The organism is Paenibacillus salivarius (assembly GCF_051307165.1).
Taxonomy (GTDB): domain Bacteria; phylum Bacillota; class Bacilli; order Paenibacillales; family Paenibacillaceae; genus Fontibacillus.
Genome location: NZ_CP195592.1, coordinates 1945826 through 1967800, shown reverse-complemented (window position 1 = coordinate 1967800; position 21975 = coordinate 1945826). Strand labels below are relative to the sequence as shown.

General features: G+C 52.5%; 18 protein-coding genes and 1 pseudogene. 1 reads left to right on the top strand and 18 read right to left on the bottom strand.

All coding sequences use genetic code 11. The annotated features are described in order from the left end of the window. Positions 1-60 precede the first annotated feature (60 nt). The 8 genes from ACSFXJ_RS08680 to ACSFXJ_RS08645 form a co-directional block, all read right to left on the bottom strand. Positions 61-1395 carry a hypothetical protein gene (locus ACSFXJ_RS08680; protein ID WP_435924773.1) on the bottom strand — a complete coding sequence of 445 codons (1335 nt, stop codon included), beginning with the start codon at positions 1393-1395 and terminating at the stop codon, positions 61-63. Further along, entirely contained in the window at positions 1392-2336 is a 945-nt protein-coding gene (locus ACSFXJ_RS08675; RefSeq protein ID WP_435924772.1) for a hypothetical protein, read from the bottom strand. The genes ACSFXJ_RS08680 and ACSFXJ_RS08675 overlap by 4 nt, the downstream gene beginning before the upstream one ends. A gap of 403 nt (positions 2337-2739) precedes the next feature. Continuing rightward, complete coding sequence (locus ACSFXJ_RS08670; protein WP_435924771.1) at positions 2740-3270, bottom strand: nitroreductase family protein; 531 nt, start codon at positions 3268-3270, stop codon at positions 2740-2742. A 117-nt stretch (positions 3271-3387) separates the two neighbouring features. Beyond that, positions 3388-3846 carry a siroheme decarboxylase subunit beta gene (gene ahbB, locus ACSFXJ_RS08665; protein WP_435924770.1) on the bottom strand — a complete coding sequence of 153 codons (459 nt, stop codon included), beginning with the start codon at positions 3844-3846 and terminating at the stop codon, positions 3388-3390. Next, entirely contained in the window at positions 3839-4324 is a 486-nt protein-coding gene (ahbA, locus tag ACSFXJ_RS08660) for a siroheme decarboxylase subunit alpha (protein ID WP_435924769.1), read from the bottom strand. Before ahbA ends, ahbB begins: the two co-directional genes overlap by 8 nt. After that, on the bottom strand, positions 4321-5346 hold the full coding sequence (locus ACSFXJ_RS08655; protein ID WP_435924768.1) for a radical SAM protein: 1026 nt from the start codon (positions 5344-5346) through the stop codon (positions 4321-4323). Before ACSFXJ_RS08655 ends, ahbA begins: the two co-directional genes overlap by 4 nt. A 16-nt stretch (positions 5347-5362) precedes the next feature. Continuing rightward, positions 5363-6544, bottom strand: a complete 1182-nt coding sequence (locus tag ACSFXJ_RS08650) for a radical SAM protein (RefSeq protein ID WP_435924767.1) — start codon at positions 6542-6544, stop codon at positions 5363-5365. 152 nt (positions 6545-6696) lie between these two features. Next, positions 6697-7524 (bottom strand): helix-turn-helix domain-containing protein, encoded by an 828-nt coding sequence (locus tag ACSFXJ_RS08645; RefSeq protein WP_435924766.1) that lies wholly within the window; start codon positions 7522-7524, stop codon positions 6697-6699. A 134-nt stretch (positions 7525-7658) separates the two neighbouring features. Between ACSFXJ_RS08645 and ACSFXJ_RS08640 the strand changes: the two genes are divergently transcribed. Continuing rightward, positions 7659-8945: a Gfo/Idh/MocA family oxidoreductase gene (locus ACSFXJ_RS08640; protein ID WP_435924765.1), complete on the top strand. Its 1287-nt coding sequence runs from the start codon at positions 7659-7661 to the stop codon at positions 8943-8945. Between the two features lie 306 nt (positions 8946-9251). On the opposite strand, the gene ACSFXJ_RS08635 is transcribed toward ACSFXJ_RS08640, so the two are convergent. From ACSFXJ_RS08635 to ACSFXJ_RS08590, 10 genes and pseudogenes are all read right to left on the bottom strand, one after another. After that, on the bottom strand, positions 9252-10145 hold the full coding sequence (locus ACSFXJ_RS08635; protein WP_435924764.1) for a carbohydrate ABC transporter permease: 894 nt from the start codon (positions 10143-10145) through the stop codon (positions 9252-9254). A 28-nt stretch (positions 10146-10173) separates the two neighbouring features. Further along, a complete protein-coding gene (locus ACSFXJ_RS08630; protein ID WP_435924763.1) occupies positions 10174-11085 on the bottom strand; it encodes an ABC transporter permease in 912 nt (303 codons plus the stop codon). Positions 11086-11174: 89 nt separating this feature from the next. Next, positions 11175-12791 carry an ABC transporter substrate-binding protein gene (locus ACSFXJ_RS08625; RefSeq protein ID WP_435925716.1) on the bottom strand — a complete coding sequence of 539 codons (1617 nt, stop codon included), beginning with the start codon at positions 12789-12791 and terminating at the stop codon, positions 11175-11177. A gap of 873 nt (positions 12792-13664) precedes the next feature. Continuing rightward, a complete protein-coding gene (locus ACSFXJ_RS08620; protein WP_435924762.1) occupies positions 13665-15968 on the bottom strand; it encodes a helix-turn-helix domain-containing protein in 2304 nt (767 codons plus the stop codon). Between the two features lie 151 nt (positions 15969-16119). Beyond that, complete coding sequence (locus ACSFXJ_RS08615) at positions 16120-16353, bottom strand: hypothetical protein (protein ID WP_435924761.1); 234 nt, start codon at positions 16351-16353, stop codon at positions 16120-16122. A 10-nt stretch (positions 16354-16363) separates the two neighbouring features. Next, positions 16364-17281, bottom strand: a pseudogene (locus ACSFXJ_RS08610) (aldo/keto reductase). A 105-nt stretch (positions 17282-17386) separates the two neighbouring features. Further along, positions 17387-18469, bottom strand: a complete 1083-nt coding sequence (locus ACSFXJ_RS08605; RefSeq protein WP_435924760.1) for a glycosyl transferase — start codon at positions 18467-18469, stop codon at positions 17387-17389. Next, complete coding sequence (locus ACSFXJ_RS08600) at positions 18459-19622, bottom strand: glycosyltransferase family 4 protein (protein ID WP_435924759.1); 1164 nt, start codon at positions 19620-19622, stop codon at positions 18459-18461. The genes ACSFXJ_RS08605 and ACSFXJ_RS08600 overlap by 11 nt, the downstream gene beginning before the upstream one ends. After that, positions 19619-20662 carry a sugar phosphate nucleotidyltransferase gene (locus ACSFXJ_RS08595; protein WP_435924758.1) on the bottom strand — a complete coding sequence of 348 codons (1044 nt, stop codon included), beginning with the start codon at positions 20660-20662 and terminating at the stop codon, positions 19619-19621. The genes ACSFXJ_RS08600 and ACSFXJ_RS08595 overlap by 4 nt, the downstream gene beginning before the upstream one ends. 281 nt (positions 20663-20943) lie before the next feature. Further along, on the bottom strand, positions 20944-21906 hold the full coding sequence (locus ACSFXJ_RS08590) for a DUF1861 family protein (RefSeq protein ID WP_435924757.1): 963 nt from the start codon (positions 21904-21906) through the stop codon (positions 20944-20946). Between the last annotated feature and the right edge of the window lie 69 nt (positions 21907-21975).

Below are 21975 nucleotides of genomic sequence, written 5' to 3'. Positions count from 1 at the left end.
CGTTTTAACGATTTTTGCCGAGAAGAACTATACTCTTTTAACATCATTCTCCTCCTAATATCAGTTGTTCAGCACATGCGAAACTTTTGCTGTTTTCCACGTATTCCATAGCACGGGCAAAAACAGGACAAGCATCACGGGAGAATACGTATCCGCCGCCATTTTCCATATGAGGAAAACCAAAAGGTACAGCCAGTTCAGCTTTAAGAACATATAAATATTTCCCAGTATTTTAAATTTCCGAATCCGCCGCTTCTCTTCCGGTGTCCGGGGATTATATTCCTGCGAAAATAAATGCCGGTTTCTCATCCGTGCCAAAACGTCGTAAACCCGGAAATGGAAAAATCGTTGCGTGATGTCGCTGTACTTCGCCGCTTCCTCCCACAGTTCTTTGGTCTCGCCGAGCGCGGCGCGGCATTCCCATACCAGCCAGTAAGCATCCTGGGTTACCGGAAAATGCTCCAGCACATACTCCCCGTCCCGCTTCGCTTCTATGTATTCCTGACGATCCAGCAATAGTTTTCCCCGCATAAGGTAAGCTTCGGGAAGATTCGGATTCATTTCAATCAGGTAAGTCAGCATATTCAACGCCGCTTCCGAATCCCCGGCCAGCAATGCATGCTTCGCCCTCATGAGCTCCAGATCCGGATCTTGCCGGAACAGGGTCCTGGCTTCGGACAAGGCTTTCCCCGCTTGTACAAAATCCCCTTCCATCAAGCTGGTTTGCGCGGACTGCCGAAGATCAAGATACTCTTCGATATCGAACGTCAACTCTTTGTTTGAAAAGCAGTCATAACCCATCGCCAGCGATCCGTTGATCCCGGATTTCACAAACTCGGCCAGTTCTTCATCGTAATAGTCGTCGTCTTCAAAGCTTTCGGTCATCGAAAAGAGATCGTCCAGCACAATCCATACCGGATGCGGCAAATGCCGGTGTTCGTCCAAAAACGACATCAACAGGTCAAAACGTTCGTATTGCCCTCCCATGTCCCACATATAATCCTGGTTCGCCAGGTGGTTCCGCCATTCCTCCGGGTCCATCCGCCGATGGATGTCATCGTAAAGCTCATGAAGATGCCGCTCGAAAAGCTCCATAGGATCCTGTTCATACTCCTGCGTATATTCGTAAGTACTTTCCGCTTGAAAAACGGCATCCGTGGCAATCGTGACATCCGTTTCCGGATGCATATGAAGCTCCTGAGGCCTATCCATGGCATCGAAAGAAACATCCGGACGGTCCGCTTGCTTCATCAACGTATCGAACGCTTCCCGAAGCTGCTGATAACCAGCGGGGTCGTCTTCCGGATGAACCGTTCTTAGCTTTCTGGCGTATGCTCTTTTTATGTGCGATTTATCCTTCGTCGGCTCAATCCCCAATATCTCCCAATTAGTCACTGTTTCATGATTCCTTTCTTCGTAATCACATAACCTTCCGGCAAGCAAGTCGTACCGGGATGCTCTCTGCACCTTGCATACAGTTCCTTAAGGTCTTTAGCCAAATCGTTCCTCGGACGGCCCGGTTCGGCGATCCCCCAATTTTCCATGCACTCCAGAATCAAGCGCTGCGTCTGCGGGTAACGGCTTGAAACATCAAGCAGACAACCTACGGCTCCCAAACGGATATCTTCCCGGTACTTCTTTTTCATTTTGGATACGCAGCTTGTAACGATATGCCATAGCCATACTTGATAGGTTTTATCGCTATCGGGAATCGGCGAATCGAAATATCCCTTGCGGATCGCCGACCATAAAGCCAGCAAGTTATTGCCGGCCAGTTCGGGAGTTTCATAGTTATGAAATCCGGTATGCAGCCAATTGATCCGGGAGCAAATATTGATTCCCCGTTCGGACAGCCTCCAGCATATTTTGCCGTACAGCTCCTGTGTCGGAATATCTCGTATGTAATAATTCGATAGAATCAAAGCCGCCGCTTCAGCGGGCATCTCCGTTTCTCCCGAAAGCATTGCCTCCATAAGTACTGTTGCTCTATACTGGACATACCGTTCCGCATCGGTTTTGTCCGTTGCCTTTTTATCGATATGCATGAATCGTGCTACCGGCATCATATAAGGAGCAAGCTCCGCGTCCGGACGCACAGTTTCGTAGGCGATTTCCAGCAGATCCCCCACGAGTTCCGCATCCTCAATCTTCGCGACAAACCCTTCTCGGCCATCGTCTTGCAAGGCTTTTTTCAAACAACCCGCAATACCTTGAATTGCCGCCTGAACCTCTCCGGATGAAGGAATCCGATCGATAAATTTTCTCTTTCTATGATTTCGTTGTTCCCGGTCTGCCCCGGCGAAGGACCCGAGCCATCCTTCAATCCATGAGTCCATCTATTTCAAGCCCCTCTCAGCCCATGATTTAATCGTCCGTCTCAATAAATATAAACGAAAATTGACCATATTTGGAATCCTACAAAAGGACAAGAATGCGTCAGCGTGAACGATAGATTGGGGATGTCTGTATGAAAAATCGACCTTAAACTTGGCATTTTCGGACAAATCGCTATTTCTATTCGAAAAATCATACAAAATTGCCCTGAATACGGATAATCGTTGGAAATCTGTACGATAATTCATACAGATTCACCCGAAAGCCAGTTAAAGGCTGATCTGTGTATTATAATTCATACAGATTTCGGTTCCTTGGCGAGAATGACTTCAACCTTTTGAAATAGCAAAAAGCCGGGCGATCGGAGAAACAATCTCCAACCGGCCACGGCTTTTCCACCGAGCTCTATGCTCCATCGTACTTCTCCCGATGAACGACCGTCTCCAACGGAACCATTTCTTTCGGATCCGGCAGCACATCCGGGTATCCAAGACCGATGATCGCAACGACGCGCAGGTCAGAGGGAACCCCCAGCAAGCCTCGCACATATTGTTCCCGCTTGGCCGATTCCTCGGCATCCTCGGAATGATACACCGCTCCCCACGCCGCCCCGAGCCCGTATGACACGGAGGCAAGCCACAGGAAGCCGCCGGCGATCGAAGCGTCCTGAAGCCAATATTTGCTCAAAGACGGATTGCCTGTGATCACGATCCCCGCAGCCGCTTTCTCCAGCCACTTCATATATGGCGAAGTCGTACTTAAGGATTGGAGCATGTCCCGATCCGTGATGACGACAAACTCCCGGGAAGGCAAATTGTTGCCGCTTGGAGCCAAATACAGGGAGCGGATTAAATTTTCCATCACTTCGGGGCTAATGGGGGTATCCTTGAATTTCGTAATCTCTCTACGCTGCTCAATCGCGCTTAACACGTCCATTTCATCCATTCCTTCCCTCGAAAACCGTCTTATCGAATTGGTTTTCTTGCAATTTGTTATTTTTACTATATCGCAAAATGCAGGCGCCTTCCATGGGTCGGAATGATGAACGGCCGATTACAGCGAAAAGCTGGTCTTCTTCAATTCCTCCGTACTGAACAGGATCTCATGCTCCCCGGCCCCCTCCTCCCGGACAAACGTTTCGGCGACCCGCAGCACTTCCTCCTCCGATGTCCCGTGAATCATGGCATAAAGATTATACGGCCAATCCGGATAGGGAGTCCGGCGGTAGCAGTGGCTCACTTCACGACGGTCGGCCAGTCTCCGGCCGGCTTCGTCAATCTTCTCCTCCGGCATCAGGCAAACAAACAGACCATTAGCCGAGAAACCCGCGTTCCGGTGCTTTAACACGGCTCCGATCCGTTTGAGCGTTCCTTCCTCCCGCATCGTCCGGAGACGCAGCAGCACTTCGTCGACCGGACGCCCCAGATTGGCGGCCAATTCGCCGTACGGATCGGCGCACAAGGGGAGCTCCCCTTGCAATTCCCGGACCAAAAGCAGATCAAACTCATCCATGCGCATTGGCCTCCTTCGATGTCTCCATATTTAAAAATACGTTCAGCTTATACATCCGCTCGGCAGGGAATTCGTAGATGCCGGCTCCGCCCGCCGCGTCCCGGATCGACGAAAGAATCCCGGATCTTTCCTCCTCGCTTCTCGCCGACAGAGTGAACCACATATTGAGCCTGCTTTGCCGCCGGTAATTGTGCGTCACTCCCTTGTATCCGTTGACGACGGCGGCGACGTCATAAAACAGCTCCTCCGGCACGGCCATGGCGTACAATCTTCCCGAAAAGCCAAGCTTGGACGGATTAAATACGCCGCCCACCCTTCGCACGAGGCCTTCTTCCTTTAACTTCGCCAATCTCCGGATAACCTCGTCTCCCGCCATTCCCAATTCTCCTCCCAATGCATCCCACGGGCGCTCCACCAGAGGCAGACCTTCCTGCAGCCGATTCAGAAGCGCCCTGTCCTTTGCTTCGAGTTCCTTCAACGCCTGATCCCTCCATCGATTATGCGTACGGGCGGTCTTTTGTGGCACCAAGGCTCCTCGGCCAAAAAATTGCCGCCGCTATAGTAATAGGAACGGGCCCGGCAGCCTCCGCAGACACCGACGTCACGGCAGGATCCGCAGGCGCCTTCGTATTTTTTGTAGTTCCGCAAATCACGGAACACGGGGTTGTCACGCCATAGCTCCTCAAAAGGCGTCTCGCGAACGCTTCCCACCTTCACGGGCAAATACGGGCAAATATGCACGTCTCCGTTCGGCAGTACGGAGCAGTAGCCTACTCCCGCCAAGCATCCGCGGGTATACCGCATCTCAAGGCGCATGCTTCGGGCAAGCGGCATAAACTGCGGCGCGCAGGTCGGTTTGATCTCGATGCGGGTCGACCGCTGCCGTTGCAGCACATTACGCAGCACCTGATAATAACGCTCGTGTTTCAGCGCGTCTTCCTCTATATTGACGGCCCTTCCGGTCGGCACGAGAAAAAAGGGATGCAGCGATGCCACATCCAGCTCCTCCGCCAATCGGGCCACCCGGTCGAATTCGTCCACATTGTCCTCTTTCAGCGTCATGTTGATCTGGACTTTCAATCCGGCTTCGCGGGCATGAAGGATCCCTTGCACCGCCTTCTCCCAACCGTCCGGCGAATTTCGAAACCGGTTGTGGGAAGCCGGCTCGGCGCTGTCGATGCTGATGGCGATCCCGTCCAAACCGGCCGTCTTCAATTCGCGGGCCTTGGCGGCGGTCAACAGCGTCCCATTGCTGCCCATGGCCGATTTCAAGCCGTGGGCAGCCGCATGTGCGATCAGTTCGGTCAGATCCTCCCGGATCAGCGGTTCGCCGCCGCTAAAAATAAGCAGCCGGAAACCGGCCGCTTGAATCTGGTCGATCAGGCGGCGCCCCTCTTCCGTCGTAAGCCGGCCCTCGTCGGAGGCGTCCGGACCGGAATCGCGGTAACAGTGCGCACAATACAGATTGCACCTTTTGGTCACATTCCACGAGATGAGCATCGATTTGCACCTTCTCCTAGACCGGGAGTCCGATTTCCCGGTCGCTCAAATAGCACGCAGGATCGGCATCCCAGAAATTGCCCCGGACCGAGGCCGCCCTCGCCCGAAAATTGCCGTTGCATATATCGAGCCATGCGCAGCTACCGCACCTTCCTTTGAGATTCCGGGTCCGGTCTTCCCTTAACCCGGCCAGGACCGGATGGGCGGCCTCTTTCCAAAGGGTGCTGAACTTCCGCTCACGGATATTGCCGATCTCGATGTCCCGGGTAAATTGATCCGGGTATACGTTCCCCGACCAGTCGATGCAGGCGATCGCCGATCCCGAGCGATTGCCCCCGTTGCGGCGCAGCAAGTCAAGCAAGACGGCCGCCCGTTCCGGGTCTCTGTCCCTCATCCACCGGTACAAATAAACGCCGTCGGCATGGTTGTCCACCGTAAGAAGTTCCGCCCGTTTTCCTTTGCCGTGGAGGTCCAGCGTCTTGGCGATGATCAGGTCGAGCGCCCGACTGGACTGCTCGCGGCTTACGTCCGCATCCCGCAAACCGCCGCCCCTGCCCGCATAAACCAGGTGATAGAAGCAGGCTCTGGGGATATTTTCGCGTTCGATTAATTCCAGAATCCCTTCCAGATCCCGATACGTATGCTTGCTGATCGTAAAACGCAGCCCCGCCTTCAGGCCCTCGCCCAGGCAATTTCGAATAGCGGCCAGTGCCTGATCGAAGCACCCGCTTTGCCCCCGGAATTCATCGTGACGCGAGCCCAGCCCGTCAAGGCTGATACCCGCATATTTGACCCCCGCCTCTTTGAGCTGTCCGGCTTTGCGCCGGGTAATCAGCGTGCCGTTGGTGGACAGGACCGCACGTAGTCCCCGGCTCGCCGCATAATGGATCAAATCGAGAATATCTCTGCGCATCAACGGCTCGCCCCCCGAAAACAGCAGGACCGGCACGCGAAAATCGGCAAGATCGTCGATCATCTCCATCGCCTCCAGCGTCGACAGCTCGTCCGGGTCCTTGGAGGAGCAGGCGTCGGCGTAGCAGTGGCGGCAACTTAAGTTGCAGGCTCGCGTCGCGTTCCAGACGACCACCGGTCCGTTTCCCTCGGACGTTCCGGTTTTCGCTTTCCTCGCCCCTAGCCCGTAGCGCAGATGGTCGCCTTCTCCGTCCAGTCCGGTCAACAATTTCGTTACATTGATCATGCCTGCTCCCCTTTTCACCGATTGTTGAATAATATTATTTTCTTTAATTGTGAAAAAATACACATGACGAACGAAAAAAAAACAGCCCTCGGAGCCCACTATTTTTCCGGAGGGATGCTTCAGGAACCTGATCTTTTCCCTTTATCAAAAAATCATTGTTGCTTGTTCTGCTTGCGGTATTGCAGCGGCGAACGGCTCGTTATTTTTTTGAAAACCCTTCCAAAGTGCGCGATGCTGTCAAACCCGGTTTCCTCGGCGACCCTCGTGATCTTCCAATTCGTATCAATCAGTCGGGCCTGGGCTTCCCTGACCCTTACATGATTGAGAAATTCGATGATCGTAAACCCGGTAGTCTCTTTGAAGATGCGGCATAAATAAGTCGGGCTGATAAAAAAATGCCGTGCGATCTCATCCAGCTTAAGCTTCTGCGCGTAACGCCCGTTCAAGAACTCCACGATCGCATATACTCTCTGCTGGATTTCGTTATTTTCCGGCTTCAGGTTCTCCGCCTGTTCCTCCCGGATTCGGCCGAGCAGAATCAGCAGCTGGACAAGCAAGGTCTGGAGGTAAAAGAGGCTTAACAACCGTTCTTCCTTCTGTTCCTGAAGCATGGTAAATAGCAGGTCTGTGACCCGCCCTTGTTCCTGGGCGTTCAACCGCAGCAAAAAGCTGTCCCCGTTCAACAAAGGCAGCATTTCCAGCCCCATACCTTCGGCAAAGCGCAGACAGGAGTCGTCGAAATTGATCAGGATGCGCTCGTGCTTGACGCCGCCTTTGCTGGACGTCCTGTGCAGCCGGTTTTTGTGGATGAATACCAGATCGCCGGCCTGCAGCGCATAAACGCGGTCATGGATGTAGTAATACCGTTCGCCGGACAACAGGTAGTAGATTTCATAGGTATCGTGCATGTGCTCCGAATCCATATTAAACGGCCTGTCCCGTTTCATCTGCTCCACGATCAGAACCGATGACGCATTCATCCGCAACACCCTTTCGTTTTTTTTACAAAGATAAAATATGCATAGTTTTACGCAAAAGAAGCAGGAAATGGTTAGAAATCAACATTTTATTTACTATATGATAACTTCAAAATGATGTAAATGGAGGAATCATCGTGGATAAAAAAAGGTACGCATTGGTCGGAACGGGCGGAAGAGCGGAGTTTTTTTATAGTGCCTTAGTTACCACCTTCAAGGATACGTCGGAGCTGGTCGCCTTTTGCGATGCGAACCGGACCCGAATGGAATATGCGAATGAACTGCTCCGGGACAAGTATGCGTACCACCCCGTCTCCGTTTATAAGGCGGACGGCTTCGATGATATGATTCGTGAAACCAAGCCGGATACCGTGATCATCTGCACCATTGACCGCACGCATCACAAGTATATCGTCCGGGCGATGGAGCTCGGCTGCGACGTGATCACCGAAAAGCCGATGACCGTCGATGAGGAGAAATGCCGGGAGATCTTCGAGGCGATCGAACGAACGGGCCGAAAGCTGCGCGTGACCTTCAATTACCGGTATGCCCCGCATAATACGAAGATCCGGGAGATCATCATGGACGGGACGATCGGCGAAGTGCTGTCGGTCAATTTCGAGTGGCTCCTGAATACGGAGCATGGGGCCGATTATTTCCGGCGGTGGCACCGGGACAAGCGAAACAGCGGAGGCTTGCTCGTGCATAAATCGACGCATCATTTCGATCTGATGAATTTCTGGCTCGATTCGAAACCGGAAATCGTCTATGCGATGGGAGATCTAAGGTTTTACGGGAAGGAAAACGCCGAGAAGCGGGGGATTACGCAGTTTTATCAACGCGCTTACGGGAGCAAGGCCGCCGAAAACGACCCGTTTGCCTTGCATTTGGACCGGAACGAGCATTTGAAAAAAATGTACCTGGACGCCGAGGACGAAGACGGATACCAACGGGACCAGAGTGTGTTCGGGGACAATATCAGCATCGAAGATACGATGAGCGTCATGGTCAAATATAAAAACAAGGCTGTCATGAACTATTCGCTGAATGCGTACATGCCTTGGGAAGGGTTTATCATTGTCTTTAACGGGACTAAGGGACGGCTTGAGGTGCGCGTAACAGAGAAATCCTACGTCAATTCCGGCGGTGCCAAGGAAAATGAAGGCGCGCTCGGCGGCATTGACATGACCGTGCAGCCCCTCTTTGCAGCACCTTACCGCGTCGAGATCGTCCAGGGCGAAGGCGGCCACGGAGGCGGAGATCCTGTCATGCTGCGCGACATCTTCGACAAGCCGCAGGAGGATCGGTTTAACCGGGCGGCTTCCCATGTCGACGGCGCCTGGTCCATCATGACCGGCATCGCGGCCAACCGCTCGATCAGAACCGGACTGCCGGTAAAGGTCAACGAGCTTTGGGAGGAGTGAGGGAGTGATTGGGCAGAATCGTCGTAATCACTGGATGATTCGGCCACGGTTCTTCGGCTAACGAAACCAGGGAACCTTATTTGACCAAATTCGCGCCGGTTCGAATTCTAACGAAACGCTGTCACGCTATTTGATGTGTATTGCGCTCCATGACCCCATTTTACTTGAATAACGTTACACCGTTTCGTTAAAAATTCTCAAGTGCCGAAACCGGCGAAATAAGGATATCCAGTTTCCTTAGAACCATGGATCAAAAAAACATAAGGGGCCCGTTTCAAACCGAAACGGCCCCCATTCGTTTAAAGCTCATCCTTTCACCGACCCGATCATGACGCCCTTCTCGAAGTATTTTTGTAGAAACGGATAAAGGACGAGGATCGGCAGCGACGATACGATAATGACTCCATATTTGATCTGGTCCGCGTAACGCTGGGCATAACCGCCCGCCGCGCCCCCCGTGCCGGCCCCGTTTTGAAACACCTGGTTGGACAGCAATATATCCCGGAGTACGATTTGAAGCGGCTGAAGGTTATTGTCCCGAATATAGATCAGCGCGGTGAAAAAGTCGTTCCAATGTCCGACCAAATAGTAGAGCGCAATTACCGATATCATCGCTTTGGACAGCGGCAGCGCCACTTTCATGAAAAATTTGAAATGCGTGCAGCCGTCGATGACCGCCGCTTCGTACAGTTCGGGCGGCAGCGAGCTTTCGAAGAATGTCCGGGCAATAATCAAGTAAAAGATGTTGACGCAAAACGGCAAGATAAAGACCCAAACCGTGTTCGTGATATGCAGGTCCTTCATCAACAGATAAGTCGGGATCAATCCCCCGTTGAAAAACATCGTCACGACGAACAGGAACATAATCGGACGTCTTGCCTTGAATTCCTTCCGCGACAGCACGTAAGCGGCCGGCATCGTGAACAGCATGTTGACCAGCGTACCGAACAGCGTGTAAAACACGGTATTGCGGTAACCGGTCCAGATCCGGCTGTCCTGAAAAATTTCCTTGTACCCGAACAGGCTCGTTCCTTTCGGAAACAGCAGCACCTTGCCGGTCGCCACCAACGTAGAGTCGCTGAACGACGCGATGACGATGAAATAAAGCGGATAAGCGATCACGAGAAAAATCAGCAGACACACCGCAGAGAGGACGAACCGGAACGCGAGCTCTTTTCCGTCCCATTTTTTACGTACCATGATTGAAAGCTCCTCCTTCCGTCCTTTCCTAGTACAAGCTCGTGTCCGACACCTTTTTCGAAATGGCGTTCATGCCGAACAGGAAAATAAAATTGATCACCGTATTGAATAACCCGATCGCGGAAGCGTAGCTGAACTGGTTGGAGATGATCCCGATTTTGTACACGTAGGTGGCGATCACTTCCGATACGGGCAGATTGAGCGAATTTTGCATGAGGAAAATTTTCTCGAATCCGGTGCTCAAAATGTTGCCCATGCTGAGAATGAACAAGATGATGATCGTAGGAATCAGCGCCGGCAGATCGACGTGGCGGATCATTTGCCATCTGCTCGCCCCGTCGATTTTCGCGGAATCGTACAGCTGCGGGTCGACGGTGGACAGCGCCGCCAAATAAATGATGCTGTTCCAGCCGCAATGCTGCCATATGTCGGACAGTACGTACACCGGGATGAACGTATTCGTCGAAGCGATCAGGTTGATATGACCCAGGCCGAGCGCTTTCATCATGTAACCGACGACGCCGGTTTCCGGGGACAGCAATACGTTCAGCATCCCGACAAGCACGATGACCGAAATAAAATGAGGCAGATACACCGTCGTTTGCATTACGTTTTTCATCCGCTTGCTGCGGATCTGGTTTAAAATCAGCGCGAGAATAATCGGAGCCGGAAACCCGATCACGATCGAGGCAAGGCTGATGAAAAACGTGTTTTTCATTAAATCGGTGAACAGATAGCTGTCGATAAATTGCTTGAAATAGAACAATCCACGCCACTCGCCGCCGGTAAGCCCTTTGCTGAAATCGTAATCGCGGAACGCGAGCTGGATGCCGTACATCGGTATATAGTTAAAAACCAGGACAACGGCGATGGCGGGCAAAATCATGATCCATAGCTGATAGTCGCGTTTGAGCAGCCGTATTCCTCCCCGGTTGCGCATGAGGTGCATCTCCCTTCCTTCTTGTAGGATACGGCCGCGCCGCCGATTCAGCGGCACGGCGTCAGTGGCGTCCGGTCTCGGGTAAGCCGTTATTGGTTTTTCTTGAATTCGTCATAGTACTTCTGCATAATTTCCAGGTTCTGCGTCAGACCGGCCCGCTCGGACTCCTTCACATAAGCGTCCCACTCGTTTTCGATGCCGCCTTTCGTAATCCATTTCGCAAAATTCGTGTTCGCCAGGTTCATCACATTGGTGTTGTTGAGTGCCATCGTGCTGTTGTCCGCCGTCGTATATTTCATGAAAATGCCGGGCAGTACATCGTTCTCCACATCGATCTTAATCGCTTCGATCGGCTCGGATTGTCCGATCACTTCCTGCATATCCTCACCCAGCGTCAACTGCAGCGTATCCGGGATGTAGAAGGCACCGTTGTCGGCGAGCGTGGAGGTCCATTTCCAGGTTCCCGGGTCCATGTTCGCATCGCCTGGCGGCAGTACGGCATAGGTGCCGTCTCCGTTGTCCTTAATGTTTGGTCCGAGCGAGCCGAATAACACCTGCATGCCGACCTCCGGCGCATAAAGTTCGTTGATGAAGCGCATGGCCGCTTCCTTGTTTTTCGATTTGGCCGACATGACGACATGGTTCACGCCATAGTTCAAGGAATTATAATCGTAGCTCCACGAAACCTGGGCATCCGGCGTCGCCTTCGGCGGCGTCATCGAGGTATATTGAGGAGCAAGCTGCTCGCCGAACCGGTCGGAAGCGACCCAGCCCAGCGTAAACCCGACTTTGGCGGTATCGCCTTCGCCGCGGGCGACGGACTGATATTTCGTATAGTCGTGCGTGAACACCTCCGGATTGATGAGCCCGGCTTTATAAAGCTTGTTCAGGAACGTAATCAGCTCTTTGTAACGTTCATCGGTCAGGAAGTTCTTCACCTGGCCGTCTTCGACGAAATAGCCCTGGCCGCTGCCGTCGGTCAGCGTCATGCCTGTGCCGCCAAGAAGGTAGGCCGCATTGAAGTAACCGCCGATGCCGCCCGGCCAATCCATCGGGATTTCATCGTTAGGATTGCCGTTGCCGTTGGCATCCTTTTCCTTGAAGGCGACAAGCACGTCGTAAAGCTCATCCCAGGTCGTCGGCACGCTTAAGCCGAGATTGTCGAGCCATTTCTGATTGATATAAAGCCTGGACGCGGAGCTTGGCCAGAACCGCTGGTATTTCGGGAGCCCATAAATCTTCCCGTCGGGCTGCGTCGCGATCCGCTTCGTATCCGGCTTCTCCTCGAACATTTTTTGTACGTTCGGCGCCTGGTCCAGCATGCCGCTCAGGTCCTGGAACAAGCCTTGGAATTGGGCAAAATCCGCATCCGTGATCACGTTGGGCCCGACGAACAAATCCGGCACGTCCCCGCTGGCGAGCATCGTGCCTTTTTTCTGATCCCAGTCGGCCGTGATTTCCTGCCACTCGATATCGACCCCCGCCGTTTCCTCCACCTTCTGCAGCCATTCCATCTCCGCAAGCGGCTTCGTCAACGGGTGTTTCGTGACGATCGCGGTCAGCTTCACCTTTTGGCCGTTTCCGGCCGCATCGCCCGGCGTATCCGCGCCGTCCTTTCCTTCATTGCCGCCCGATCCTCCGCAGCCCGTCAATACGGAAGCCGCCACAATCACGGCTGAGGTGAAGGCGATGGCCTTTTTCCACATTCCTTTTCGCATGACAAAACCTCCCCTTTAGAATCTGATTGTCGATCCCTATGGTTATTGCGCCGCGGGCATCCTCCTTCCGCTCCGCAGCACTTACTCTAAATGGCGATGCATCCGATCGTAAACGGGCAGTTTTTAAGCAATGCGCAATAATTGAAAGCGCTTAATTCTAGGCGTTCGAAAGCCTCCTCGACGCTTGTATTTTTGGTATTTCAAATTTTGTATATATTCAAAAAATGGGTACGCCCACCTCTTCGTTGTTGTACTCTGTACAACATTTTTACTCCATTTTGCGCCTTCATCCCCCCATTGTTGTACTCTGTACAACAAATGCGGTCTATCTAGCACCAATAGTCGCTTTTCCGCCCAAATTTGATGCATAACGTACAGCTTGTGCGTCCCATTCGAGTAAATTAGTCGAAAATGTTGTAGAAAGTACAACATTTTCACTCCATTTCGGGCCTGCGCCCCTTCATTGTTGTACTTTGTACAACAAATGCGGTCTATCTAGCACCAATAGTCGCTTTCCCGCCCAAAATTGTTGCATAATGTACAACTTGTGCGGCCCATTCGAGTAAATTAGTCGAAAATGTTGTAGAAAGTACAACATTTTCACTCCATTTCGGGCCTGCGCCCCTTCATTGTTGTACTCTGTACAACAAATGTGGCCTATCAAGCACCAATAGTCGCTTTCCAACTCAAAATTGTTGCATAACATACAACTTGTGCGACCCATTCGAGTAAATCCGGCCGGAATTGCTGCATTAAGTACAACAATTTCACCCGCTACGCTAAGTTGAGGACATCTCAGCAGGGCCAGCCATCAAAAAAACTGCCGTTTACATCACGGCAGCACCAATCCTTAATCCATCGTCACCCGGCCCTGTGAGCTTCCCGGTATTGTCCCGGCGTCGTGCCGACGATTTTTTTGAAGCAGCGGATAAAGCTCGACGTATTGGAGAATCCCGTCTGCCTCGACACCTCTTCCAGCGTCTGGGACGTATTGCGCAGCAGCTGGGCGGATTTTTGAATACGCTGCATATCGATATATTCTTTGAAATTTTGACCGATCGTCTTTTTGAAATAATGACTGAAATTGGACGGGGACATATGAAAATATTCGGCGATCCGCTGAAGCGAAAAGTCGGGCTCCATGCCCTTTTCTTCGATATAACGAATCATGTCATCCCGGGAGACGACGTTGGACGACGGAAGCGTGCTTTGAATAATATCGCACAGCTTGCTGCAGCTGTCCCTGATGATCCCAACCATTTGACCGATCGTGTAATGGTGCCTGAACGCCGCATCCGTCAGACGGAGCAGTCCGGCATCGTCATGGCTGAACCGTTGCAGACCGCTCAAAATGACGCTGACCGTATTCAAATAGATGCTGCGCACAATGTGAGGCGACGCTCCTCCGCTGCCCGTCTCCATATGACCGACGATCTTCTCGACAACGGCTTTGACGGCGGTCACCTCGTTTTTCAGGATAGACAACTCCAGCGATTGCAGCAGTTCGGCGAAATAAGATACGGTCCCCGATTTCGGAATGTCCATCTCGTTGAAAACCAAGACCTGATCATCCCGGCGAAGGCGCAAAAATTCGGATGCGCGCACGGCTTGCAAGTAGGAGAGATGAATGTCTTCCGCCGAGAACGGTTTAGCCGGGGTCCCGATTCCTACAAACACCCGCACTCCCGTATCCGCTTCCACTTTCCGCCGTACGCCGTCAAGATATTCTTTAACCGGAAACTGTTCCTCACAGGAGCAAACGAAGATCATTTCCTGATTATAAATGCTTTTAAAAATATAACCTTCCATCCCTTCCGTCCGGCTCTCCTCGAGTGAACGAAGTAAGTCCGCCGCATCCAGGACGGCATTGCCGCTTCCTTCCTCCGCCCCCTCCGCCGTTACTTCCGGTTCCAGGGACAATACGGCTACCGCCGAGTACGGAAACGCAAACTTGATCCCGTACGCCTTCGCTTCCCGTTGAAAGTCCTCCCATGCCGGAATCTTGCCGCTGACCAGCTCGAACAACAAGTTATCGCGCATGATCGGCAGCGTCCGTTTGACCTCGGCATCCAGCGAGCTGTTGACGGAAACGAGTTCCCCAAGCGCATAACGGATCGTTTCGATTTCGTTCAGGGCTTTGCGATCCGCAGGCTCAAAAATATCTATGGCAAAGTCGACGAGCCGTTTGATCGGTTGATAGTTTTGCCGGATCGATAAATAGATGATCAGCAATTCAAGCAGCAGCATCAGCCCGATCAGCATCACCGAGTTGCGCTGGATTTTTTGAATGCCAAGCAGCGTATCCGTCACAGGCAGCATGCTTACGTATTGCCAGCCGTTCTTATCCGATACCGAATGGGAGACGATGTAATCCCTGCCGTTCAAACTGTGGATCCCCGCCTTCTCGGTTCCTTCCTTCAGGCCGGAGACGATGCTCCGAAACTCAGTCGAGCCGTTGTAATCGGTCTCCTCCGATGCCAATAGCTCATTGCCCTGCGCGTCAAAAATAAAAAACTGTCCCGTATACTTCTCCGAAACGGAATTCATCATGCGGATCATCGTGTCCTCGCGAACCATGATCAGCACCGCCCCCGGGGGATCGTACCCTCCGACCGGCAAAGGAAGGGCGAACGTAATCATGCGGACTTGATTGCTTCCCGGAATGACGACACTCTCGACCGGCCGGACGATGGGGGCCTCCAAATGATTCAACGTTCCGATCATTTCCTGGTAAGGCCAGTTCTCATAATAGTACCCGATGCCCGGCTTGTTGAAGTCCTCCGCCTTGTAAGCGCTTCCGGTTTTGGCGAACAAATACCCGGTGCTTTTGATATACAGCAGCGTATTGTAAATAAATCCGTCCGTCGCATTGTACTTTCGCATTTCGCCCGCATTTAGCACCCGTTGATAGTCGCTGTTGTCATACATTTTGATTTCGCGGTTTTGCACCAGCTCGTAAGGCAAATTATAAACGTACCGGGTGAACGTATTCATCGAAGTCATGAACTGTTCCGTCACATGCGTGTTCCAGTCCATATGCTGCTTCTTTACCACCGCGGTCGAGTGGGGATAATAATACATCAGAATGATCATTAAGGGGAATAAAAGGACAAGCAGGTAGGAGACAAGAAACCGGATCAACATAGGGTTCCGCTTTTTTCTCACGATCGATCCACCTTTCTCTTCATCAGGAAATGATAGGCAGAAGGAAACATCCTTTATAGTTATAGTATATAATACCATTTAGTTTACATGCAGGAATACTATTTTATAAAAAGGTAAACAAAAAAGCCTCCTTCAGGGAGGCTCTTCTAGATTACTTCATTCCGATGGTTCCTTCATTAATCGTAAAATATCCGTTATTTGCGAAAGCCAGAATTTTGCTGACGCTGATTCCGGTCTGATTAGAAATTTCCAATATGATCGTATCGGGTTTCTTCTCAACGATGCTTCTTATCTTTTCGTAAAGTTCCTCGCAGCTTTTGCAAATCGGCTTGTTTCTTCTCTCGTACAGATTACCGCATATTTTGCATATCGAGTAGTTGCCCATGATGTTCTCCTTATTTCCAAGCGCCAGGATGGTCATCGTTGACCAAAGCGAGATTCGCCGCCCGAGCGTTTGTTTCTACCTGCTCAATGCTCTTGCAGCCCGGAATCACGCAAGTAACGGCGGGGTGCTTGAGGCACCACGCCAGAGCCCATTCCGCCATGTTGACGCCTTCCGGCACCTCATTCCGGGCGATGTCCTCCACAAGCCGAAGCTTGGCGTCAATCTCCTCTCGTTCATGCCCTTTCCGGACATTGTCGCTGAATACGGCCCCCGGCTTATATTTGCCGCTCAAATACCCGCTGGCCAGCGGGACCCTTGCGAGCACGCCAAGATTCTGTCTTTGACAGGATGGAAATACGTGTTCCTCCGGCGCCTGGTCCAAGCGGTTATATACGACCTGAATCGCTCCGGCATGAAGCTCGGTTGCTTTATCCGTCTGGTAAATGTTCGTATTGCTCCCGATCGATATGCCGAGGTGCCGGATTTTTCCGGCCTGCACCTGCTTGTCCAGCATCGTCCAAAGCTCGTCGTTGTCGAACACTTCATCCGAGCCCGAATGGAACTGGTAAAGATCGATATAATCCGTGCGGAGCGCTTTCAAGGATTCCTCGAGTTGAACCTGAATTTGCTTCGAATCCCAGGCATTCTCCCAGTGATCATGCCACCGGTGCCCGAATTTGGAGGCGATCACCCAATCTTCACGACGGTCTCTGGCCATAAAATCGCCGATAAAGGATTCGGACATATGATGAGGCCCGTAACATTCCGCCGTATCGATCAGGTTCATCCCGAGTTCCTTTGCTCGAGCAAGTATTCCGTCTACCTCGGTTTGCGAAAAATTTTTGCCCCAGTCGCCGCCGAATTGCCACGTTCCGACTCAGACCACCGATACTTTAAGCCCGGTCTTGCCAAGACGTCTGTACTTCATGCTTGTCACCTCGGTTATTTGACTTGTTCTCATCCTATTATCATCTTAGTCTCTATTTCTTCCCGTGGCAATTCCGGCCCGTCAAAATGTTTGAAAAGGGACTGCTTATAACCTCAGTTTCATAAAATAAGCTTCCGACAGGAGATAGGCAATGGTCGATTCCGCGCCTTGATTCAAATTGACTCCATTAGGAGTCAATCCATCGTAGGCTCCACCCGTCGCTGGGCAAATCATCGGCTCGCCGGCGTCATTGTCGCCGTGAAACCATTGCCAGCATTTTACGGCAATATCCGCATAGGATGACCTATTGGTAAGCCGATAGGCTTTCGACGCGGCCAGCAAAAGCTTGAAGACGTCGATGGGCTGTTGATCCCATAAGGCTCTTTTACCGGGCGCGCACCATCCCCTGTTCCCGATAGGGCGTATGTGTCCTTGCTCGCTCACGGACAGTCCGATCAAAAAGTCAAGACTCTCCAGCGCCGTTGACAGCATGCTGCGATCCTGCAGCAATTCGTACCCGCACAGCAACCCCCATGGAAGAAGACCGTTACTGTAAGTTAACATAGGCTCGTACCAAGACCAGCCCTGCAAGGAATTTTCCGAATAAGCCTGCATCAAGCGGCCGGCAAGCCATTCGGCATCGGACTGGAGACTTTGCGGATACCCATGCTGCATCAAAAGACTGACCGAAGCCAGCGCATGGGCCCATCCCCTTGTAGAGCTCAGGTTTCGGATTAAGCTTAGAGCTCGTTTGAGCATTTCTTCAACCGCAGTGCGTCTATCGTCCTGCCGCCATGCGGCATACGCGACGGAGCAAGCCCACAAGCATCGCCCGAGGCAATCGTCGGAAGGCTCTTCGGTCTCGAATGTCCGGTCATAAGCGATGTTATTGTGGAAGTGTCCGTTATCCTTTTGAACCCACAACATAAAGGAAAGATAGGTATCCATCAAAGGATGCAACGCTTCCTGGCCCCGTTGATCCAGCAGTTCCAGCCATTCCAGACACATCCATAACGCCCTGGCTTGGTCGTCCGTGCTGTAGCCTTCCAGGCGCCGCGGCACAGCGCCAAGCGCATGTTCCATAATGCCGGTCCCGTCCGTGAGTCTGCGGATATGACTAAAGCGCTCCGTATCCCGTTTCACTGGCGATGCCTGCCTCACCCCAATCCATTCCCGTTCAATTCGCATTGGAAAACGCCACCTTTGCCGCACATTGTTCAAACAGCGCAAGATGGAGTTTGCCTACTTTGGGCCAATGCATCTGTGAGCCGATCCGGGTGATTTCGTGGCTTAGCTGCTTCATGCGTCTGTCGTCGGACAACAGGCTTGTCAGGCCTTCCGCCCATTGTCCGGCATCTCCCGGAGGAATTAATAAATCGGGATGATCGCCGAGCAGGTCCTTCGCATATACATAAGGGGTGCTTAATACGGGCTTGCCCAATCCGAGCGCATAGGCAAGGGTTCCGCTTGTGATTTGCTGCATTCCGGGATATGGCGTAACGTAAAGATCGCATGCGGACAAAAGCCCCACAAGCTCGTCCTCGTCCACGTAACGGTCCAGCATCGAGACATGTTCTTCCAGACCCAAATCGCGGATAAGCTGCTGCAGCTCCTCCCGATAGGCTTCGCCTTCCCGCTTTCGAACTTCCGGGTGCGTCTGTCCCACGATCACATACAGCGCATTCGGCACGTTTCGTACGACCTCGGGCAGGGCGCTTATCACCGTTTCGAGTCCCTTGCCCCGGCTCAGCAGGCCGAAGGACATGATCACTTTGCGGTCCGACCAGCCCAACCGGCGCCGGTAGGCCGAACGTTTCCCGGGTTCAGGTTCCGGCGTGCCGTGCGGCACATAATGGATCTTGTGTCTTGGAGTACCGAAGGAATGATGCAGATAGTCCGCCGCTTTGCGGCTCATGACCAGAATCATGGCGCTGAGATCCGCGAGTTGCCGCTGCACCCTGCCGTAAGGCTCCTCCGGCGTTTCAAATACGGTATGAAAGGTAACCGCCAAGGGCTTCTCAAGTCTGCCGGCGAACTCCAGTACATAATCTCCGGCTTCGCCGCCGAAAATGCCGAACTCATGCTGCAGGGACACGACGGATACATCGCTTCGGTTAATTCGTTCGGCCAGTTTGCCGTAGGCATGGCGGTCGTCCTTATCAAGTACCGAGATGGAAGGATCGGTAAACTCCGGCTGTCCTCCCGTGGGCCTGAAGGCAAACACCGGATCGTTGCCGTTCCAGCCTTTGGCCGCTCTCACGCTCTGGCGGAGATGGCTGGTATACGTAGCGATGCCGCATTTCTGGGGCACATAAGTACCGATATAAGCTATCCTTGTCACGCGCTCACAACCTCCTTCATCCGATTGACGACGGCTTCATACAAGATATGCTGCGGTCCGATCTCCGAATCGTAACCGAATACGCACTGATGCAGTCTCGCGCCGTTCCGGACCAGACAGCGATCCCACAAGATCGTCTCGCTAAGGCGGGCCTTCCCCAGGATGCGGCAATCGCTGCCGATCACGGTGTAAGGACCGATAACGGCACCGTCTTCGATTTTAACGCGATTTCCGATCAGGATCGGCCCGTTCAAAACGGCGGACGGGCTAATACTGCATTGTTCGCCGATCCAAATGCCCGCTTCCGCTTCTTGGCCGGGAAGGGGCAAATTCAATTTACGGTTCAATAAATCCCAGTGAACGGCGCGATACCGGTCACGCGTCCCCATGTCAAGCCAATAGCCGCTCATCGGGAATCCATACACCCCGTAGCCTTGAGCGATCAAGCCGGGGAATGTTTCCCGTTCAATGGAAACTTCGCGTCCTTCGGGAATGGACCGGAGCGCCTGCTTGTCCATCACATAAATCCCCGCATTGATCCAACGGGAAGGCGCTTCGCCGGGCTTGGGCTTCTCCACGAACCGCCGGATGCGTCCGGACTCCTCCATATCCACGACCCCGAATTGGGAAGGATCCTCCACCTGAGTGAGACCGATCGTCACGACGCCGGAATGCGCATGATGAAACGACAATAACGGATTTAGATCGATCTGCTGCACGACATCGGCATTCAATACAATGAAGCTGTCACCGAGGAGGGGTTCGGCCAGTTTTATGGCCCCTGCGGTACCCAGAGCGCTATCCTCGACGGTATATTCGATGTTGACGCCGAATCTGCGCCCGTCTCCAAAGTGGTTTCTGATCAAATCCGGGTAATGCTTCAGCGCAATGACAAACTCCCGGATCCCTTGCTCCTTCAACTGCATGACGATATACTCCATCCAAGGGCGATTGCATACGGGAGCCATCGGCTTTGGCAGCTGTTCCGTCAACGGTCTTAAACGCGTACCCAAACCTCCGGCCAATAACAAAGCTTTCATTCTATAACCTCCATTCTCGTAAAAAAAAGAAGTCCAATCATGGTGAAGTTTTCAACGGTCATGACATGACAAACACCATGAACGGCAAAAATCCAGCATAAAGGCTTCTCTCGGGACGTTATATTACATGAAATTGTTAGCACTCAAGCGAGTGGGCTGCTAATAAAATATATACTTGAATCGTTGAATCGAATCAAGCCGGTTTCTCCGCAAAAATGGGCCAGCATTCCTTGTTTTCTAATGTTTAGCGGATTAAAGCTATCATTTATTTTAAATTTCTATTAATTTCTTTTTATTTTTATGGTTTCGTAATGCAAAAAAGGATCCGGTATGACGATGCAATGCGCCTCGGTATCGCTGATTCCCGCGTAAAGCATGGCGGATCCGTCTTCGGATCGGACGAGCCCGCCGCTAAAGACCACGTCCTGCAAATCATCCCGTTTGGCGGGTCCCGGAAGGAAGCTGTCCCGAACCGCGATCAGCTCGATATCCGTCACGGTCCCCGTTTCCGGCTCCAGGGCAAAAACCATCGGATAATAATGGCGCTTCCCCTCATCGTCAAAACGGGCGATATGCCCCAAAACGCCGACGAGTCCGTTGGCCAGCAAATGCGCTTCATTGACGCCGCCCCATTCGTCCTTGATGAACTGCCCTTCCAGCAAAGGCGCTTCTTCGATAAGCTCCCGGGTCAATTCATCGATGGACGGTATGCGGATAAATCCGATCTTGCCCCGCCCGCCTATCTTTCCCTGCGGTCTTGTGAAGACGCCGATGTCGCCCTCCGCCAATTCTACCAACCGGATATCCTTCATTCCGTTCGGCCCTTCGAAGAAGGGGCTCAAATTCTCCAAACGGGTGCCCCGGTAGAATTCGGTCCGCCAATCCAGCGCTCCGGGGAGGCCCGGATGAGGAAAAGTCCGGACCCCGCCGATGATGATCTCCTCTTTTAAGCGGCAAAAAAACGGATCCTGCAGGCGAAAAACAGGGGCGCCCTCACGCGGAAGCCAGACGCCTCCCCGTTCCGCAAAAAAGACGACTTCCGAATCCTCGCTGTCCCGGGATTCCACGCGTCCGGCGATAAACGTCTCGCCTTGAAGCCGGAAAGGCGCCGTAATGTTATACACATCCTTGCCTTGAACATCCCCGAAACGAAGTTTTCTGCTGTCCAATATCGGGACCTGTTTTACGAAAAATTCCTTCACCAATAAATCGCAAGTCAGCACCTGGCGCTTGGACAAGCCCATAGGCATCCGACTCTCCTTTCTCTAGAGGGACTTTTTCACAAAAAATATACTAGAAAAAGAAGCCGGTGT

Excerpts from the sequence above, each read along its gene's own strand:
- ACSFXJ_RS08635 (WP_435924764.1), bottom strand. The coding sequence starts at position 10,145 with ATGGTACGTAAAAAATGGGACGGAAAAGAGCTCGCGTTCCGGTTCGTC.
- ACSFXJ_RS08625 (WP_435925716.1), bottom strand. The coding sequence starts at position 12,791 with ATGTGGAAAAAGGCCATCGCCTTCACCTCAGCCGTGATTGTGGCGGCT.
- ACSFXJ_RS08615 (WP_435924761.1), bottom strand. The coding sequence starts at position 16,353 with ATGGGCAACTACTCGATATGCAAAATATGCGGTAATCTGTACGAGAGA.
- ACSFXJ_RS08605 (WP_435924760.1), bottom strand. The coding sequence starts at position 18,469 with ATGCGAATTGAACGGGAATGGATTGGGGTGAGGCAGGCATCGCCAGTG.
- ACSFXJ_RS08595 (WP_435924758.1), bottom strand. The coding sequence starts at position 20,662 with ATGAAAGCTTTGTTATTGGCCGGAGGTTTGGGTACGCGTTTAAGACCG.
- ACSFXJ_RS08670 (WP_435924771.1), bottom strand. The coding sequence starts at position 3,270 with ATGGACGTGTTAAGCGCGATTGAGCAGCGTAGAGAGATTACGAAATTC.
- ACSFXJ_RS08645 (WP_435924766.1), bottom strand. The coding sequence starts at position 7,524 with ATGAATGCGTCATCGGTTCTGATCGTGGAGCAGATGAAACGGGACAGG.
- ACSFXJ_RS08650 (WP_435924767.1), bottom strand. The coding sequence starts at position 6,544 with ATGATCAATGTAACGAAATTGTTGACCGGACTGGACGGAGAAGGCGAC.
- ACSFXJ_RS08675 (WP_435924772.1), bottom strand. The coding sequence starts at position 2,336 with ATGGACTCATGGATTGAAGGATGGCTCGGGTCCTTCGCCGGGGCAGAC.
- ACSFXJ_RS08630 (WP_435924763.1), bottom strand. The coding sequence starts at position 11,085 with ATGCGCAACCGGGGAGGAATACGGCTGCTCAAACGCGACTATCAGCTA.
- ahbB (WP_435924770.1), bottom strand. The coding sequence starts at position 3,846 with ATGGATGAGTTTGATCTGCTTTTGGTCCGGGAATTGCAAGGGGAGCTC.
- ACSFXJ_RS08655 (WP_435924768.1), bottom strand. The coding sequence starts at position 5,346 with ATGCTCATCTCGTGGAATGTGACCAAAAGGTGCAATCTGTATTGTGCG.
- ACSFXJ_RS08590 (WP_435924757.1), bottom strand. The coding sequence starts at position 21,906 with ATGGGCTTGTCCAAGCGCCAGGTGCTGACTTGCGATTTATTGGTGAAG.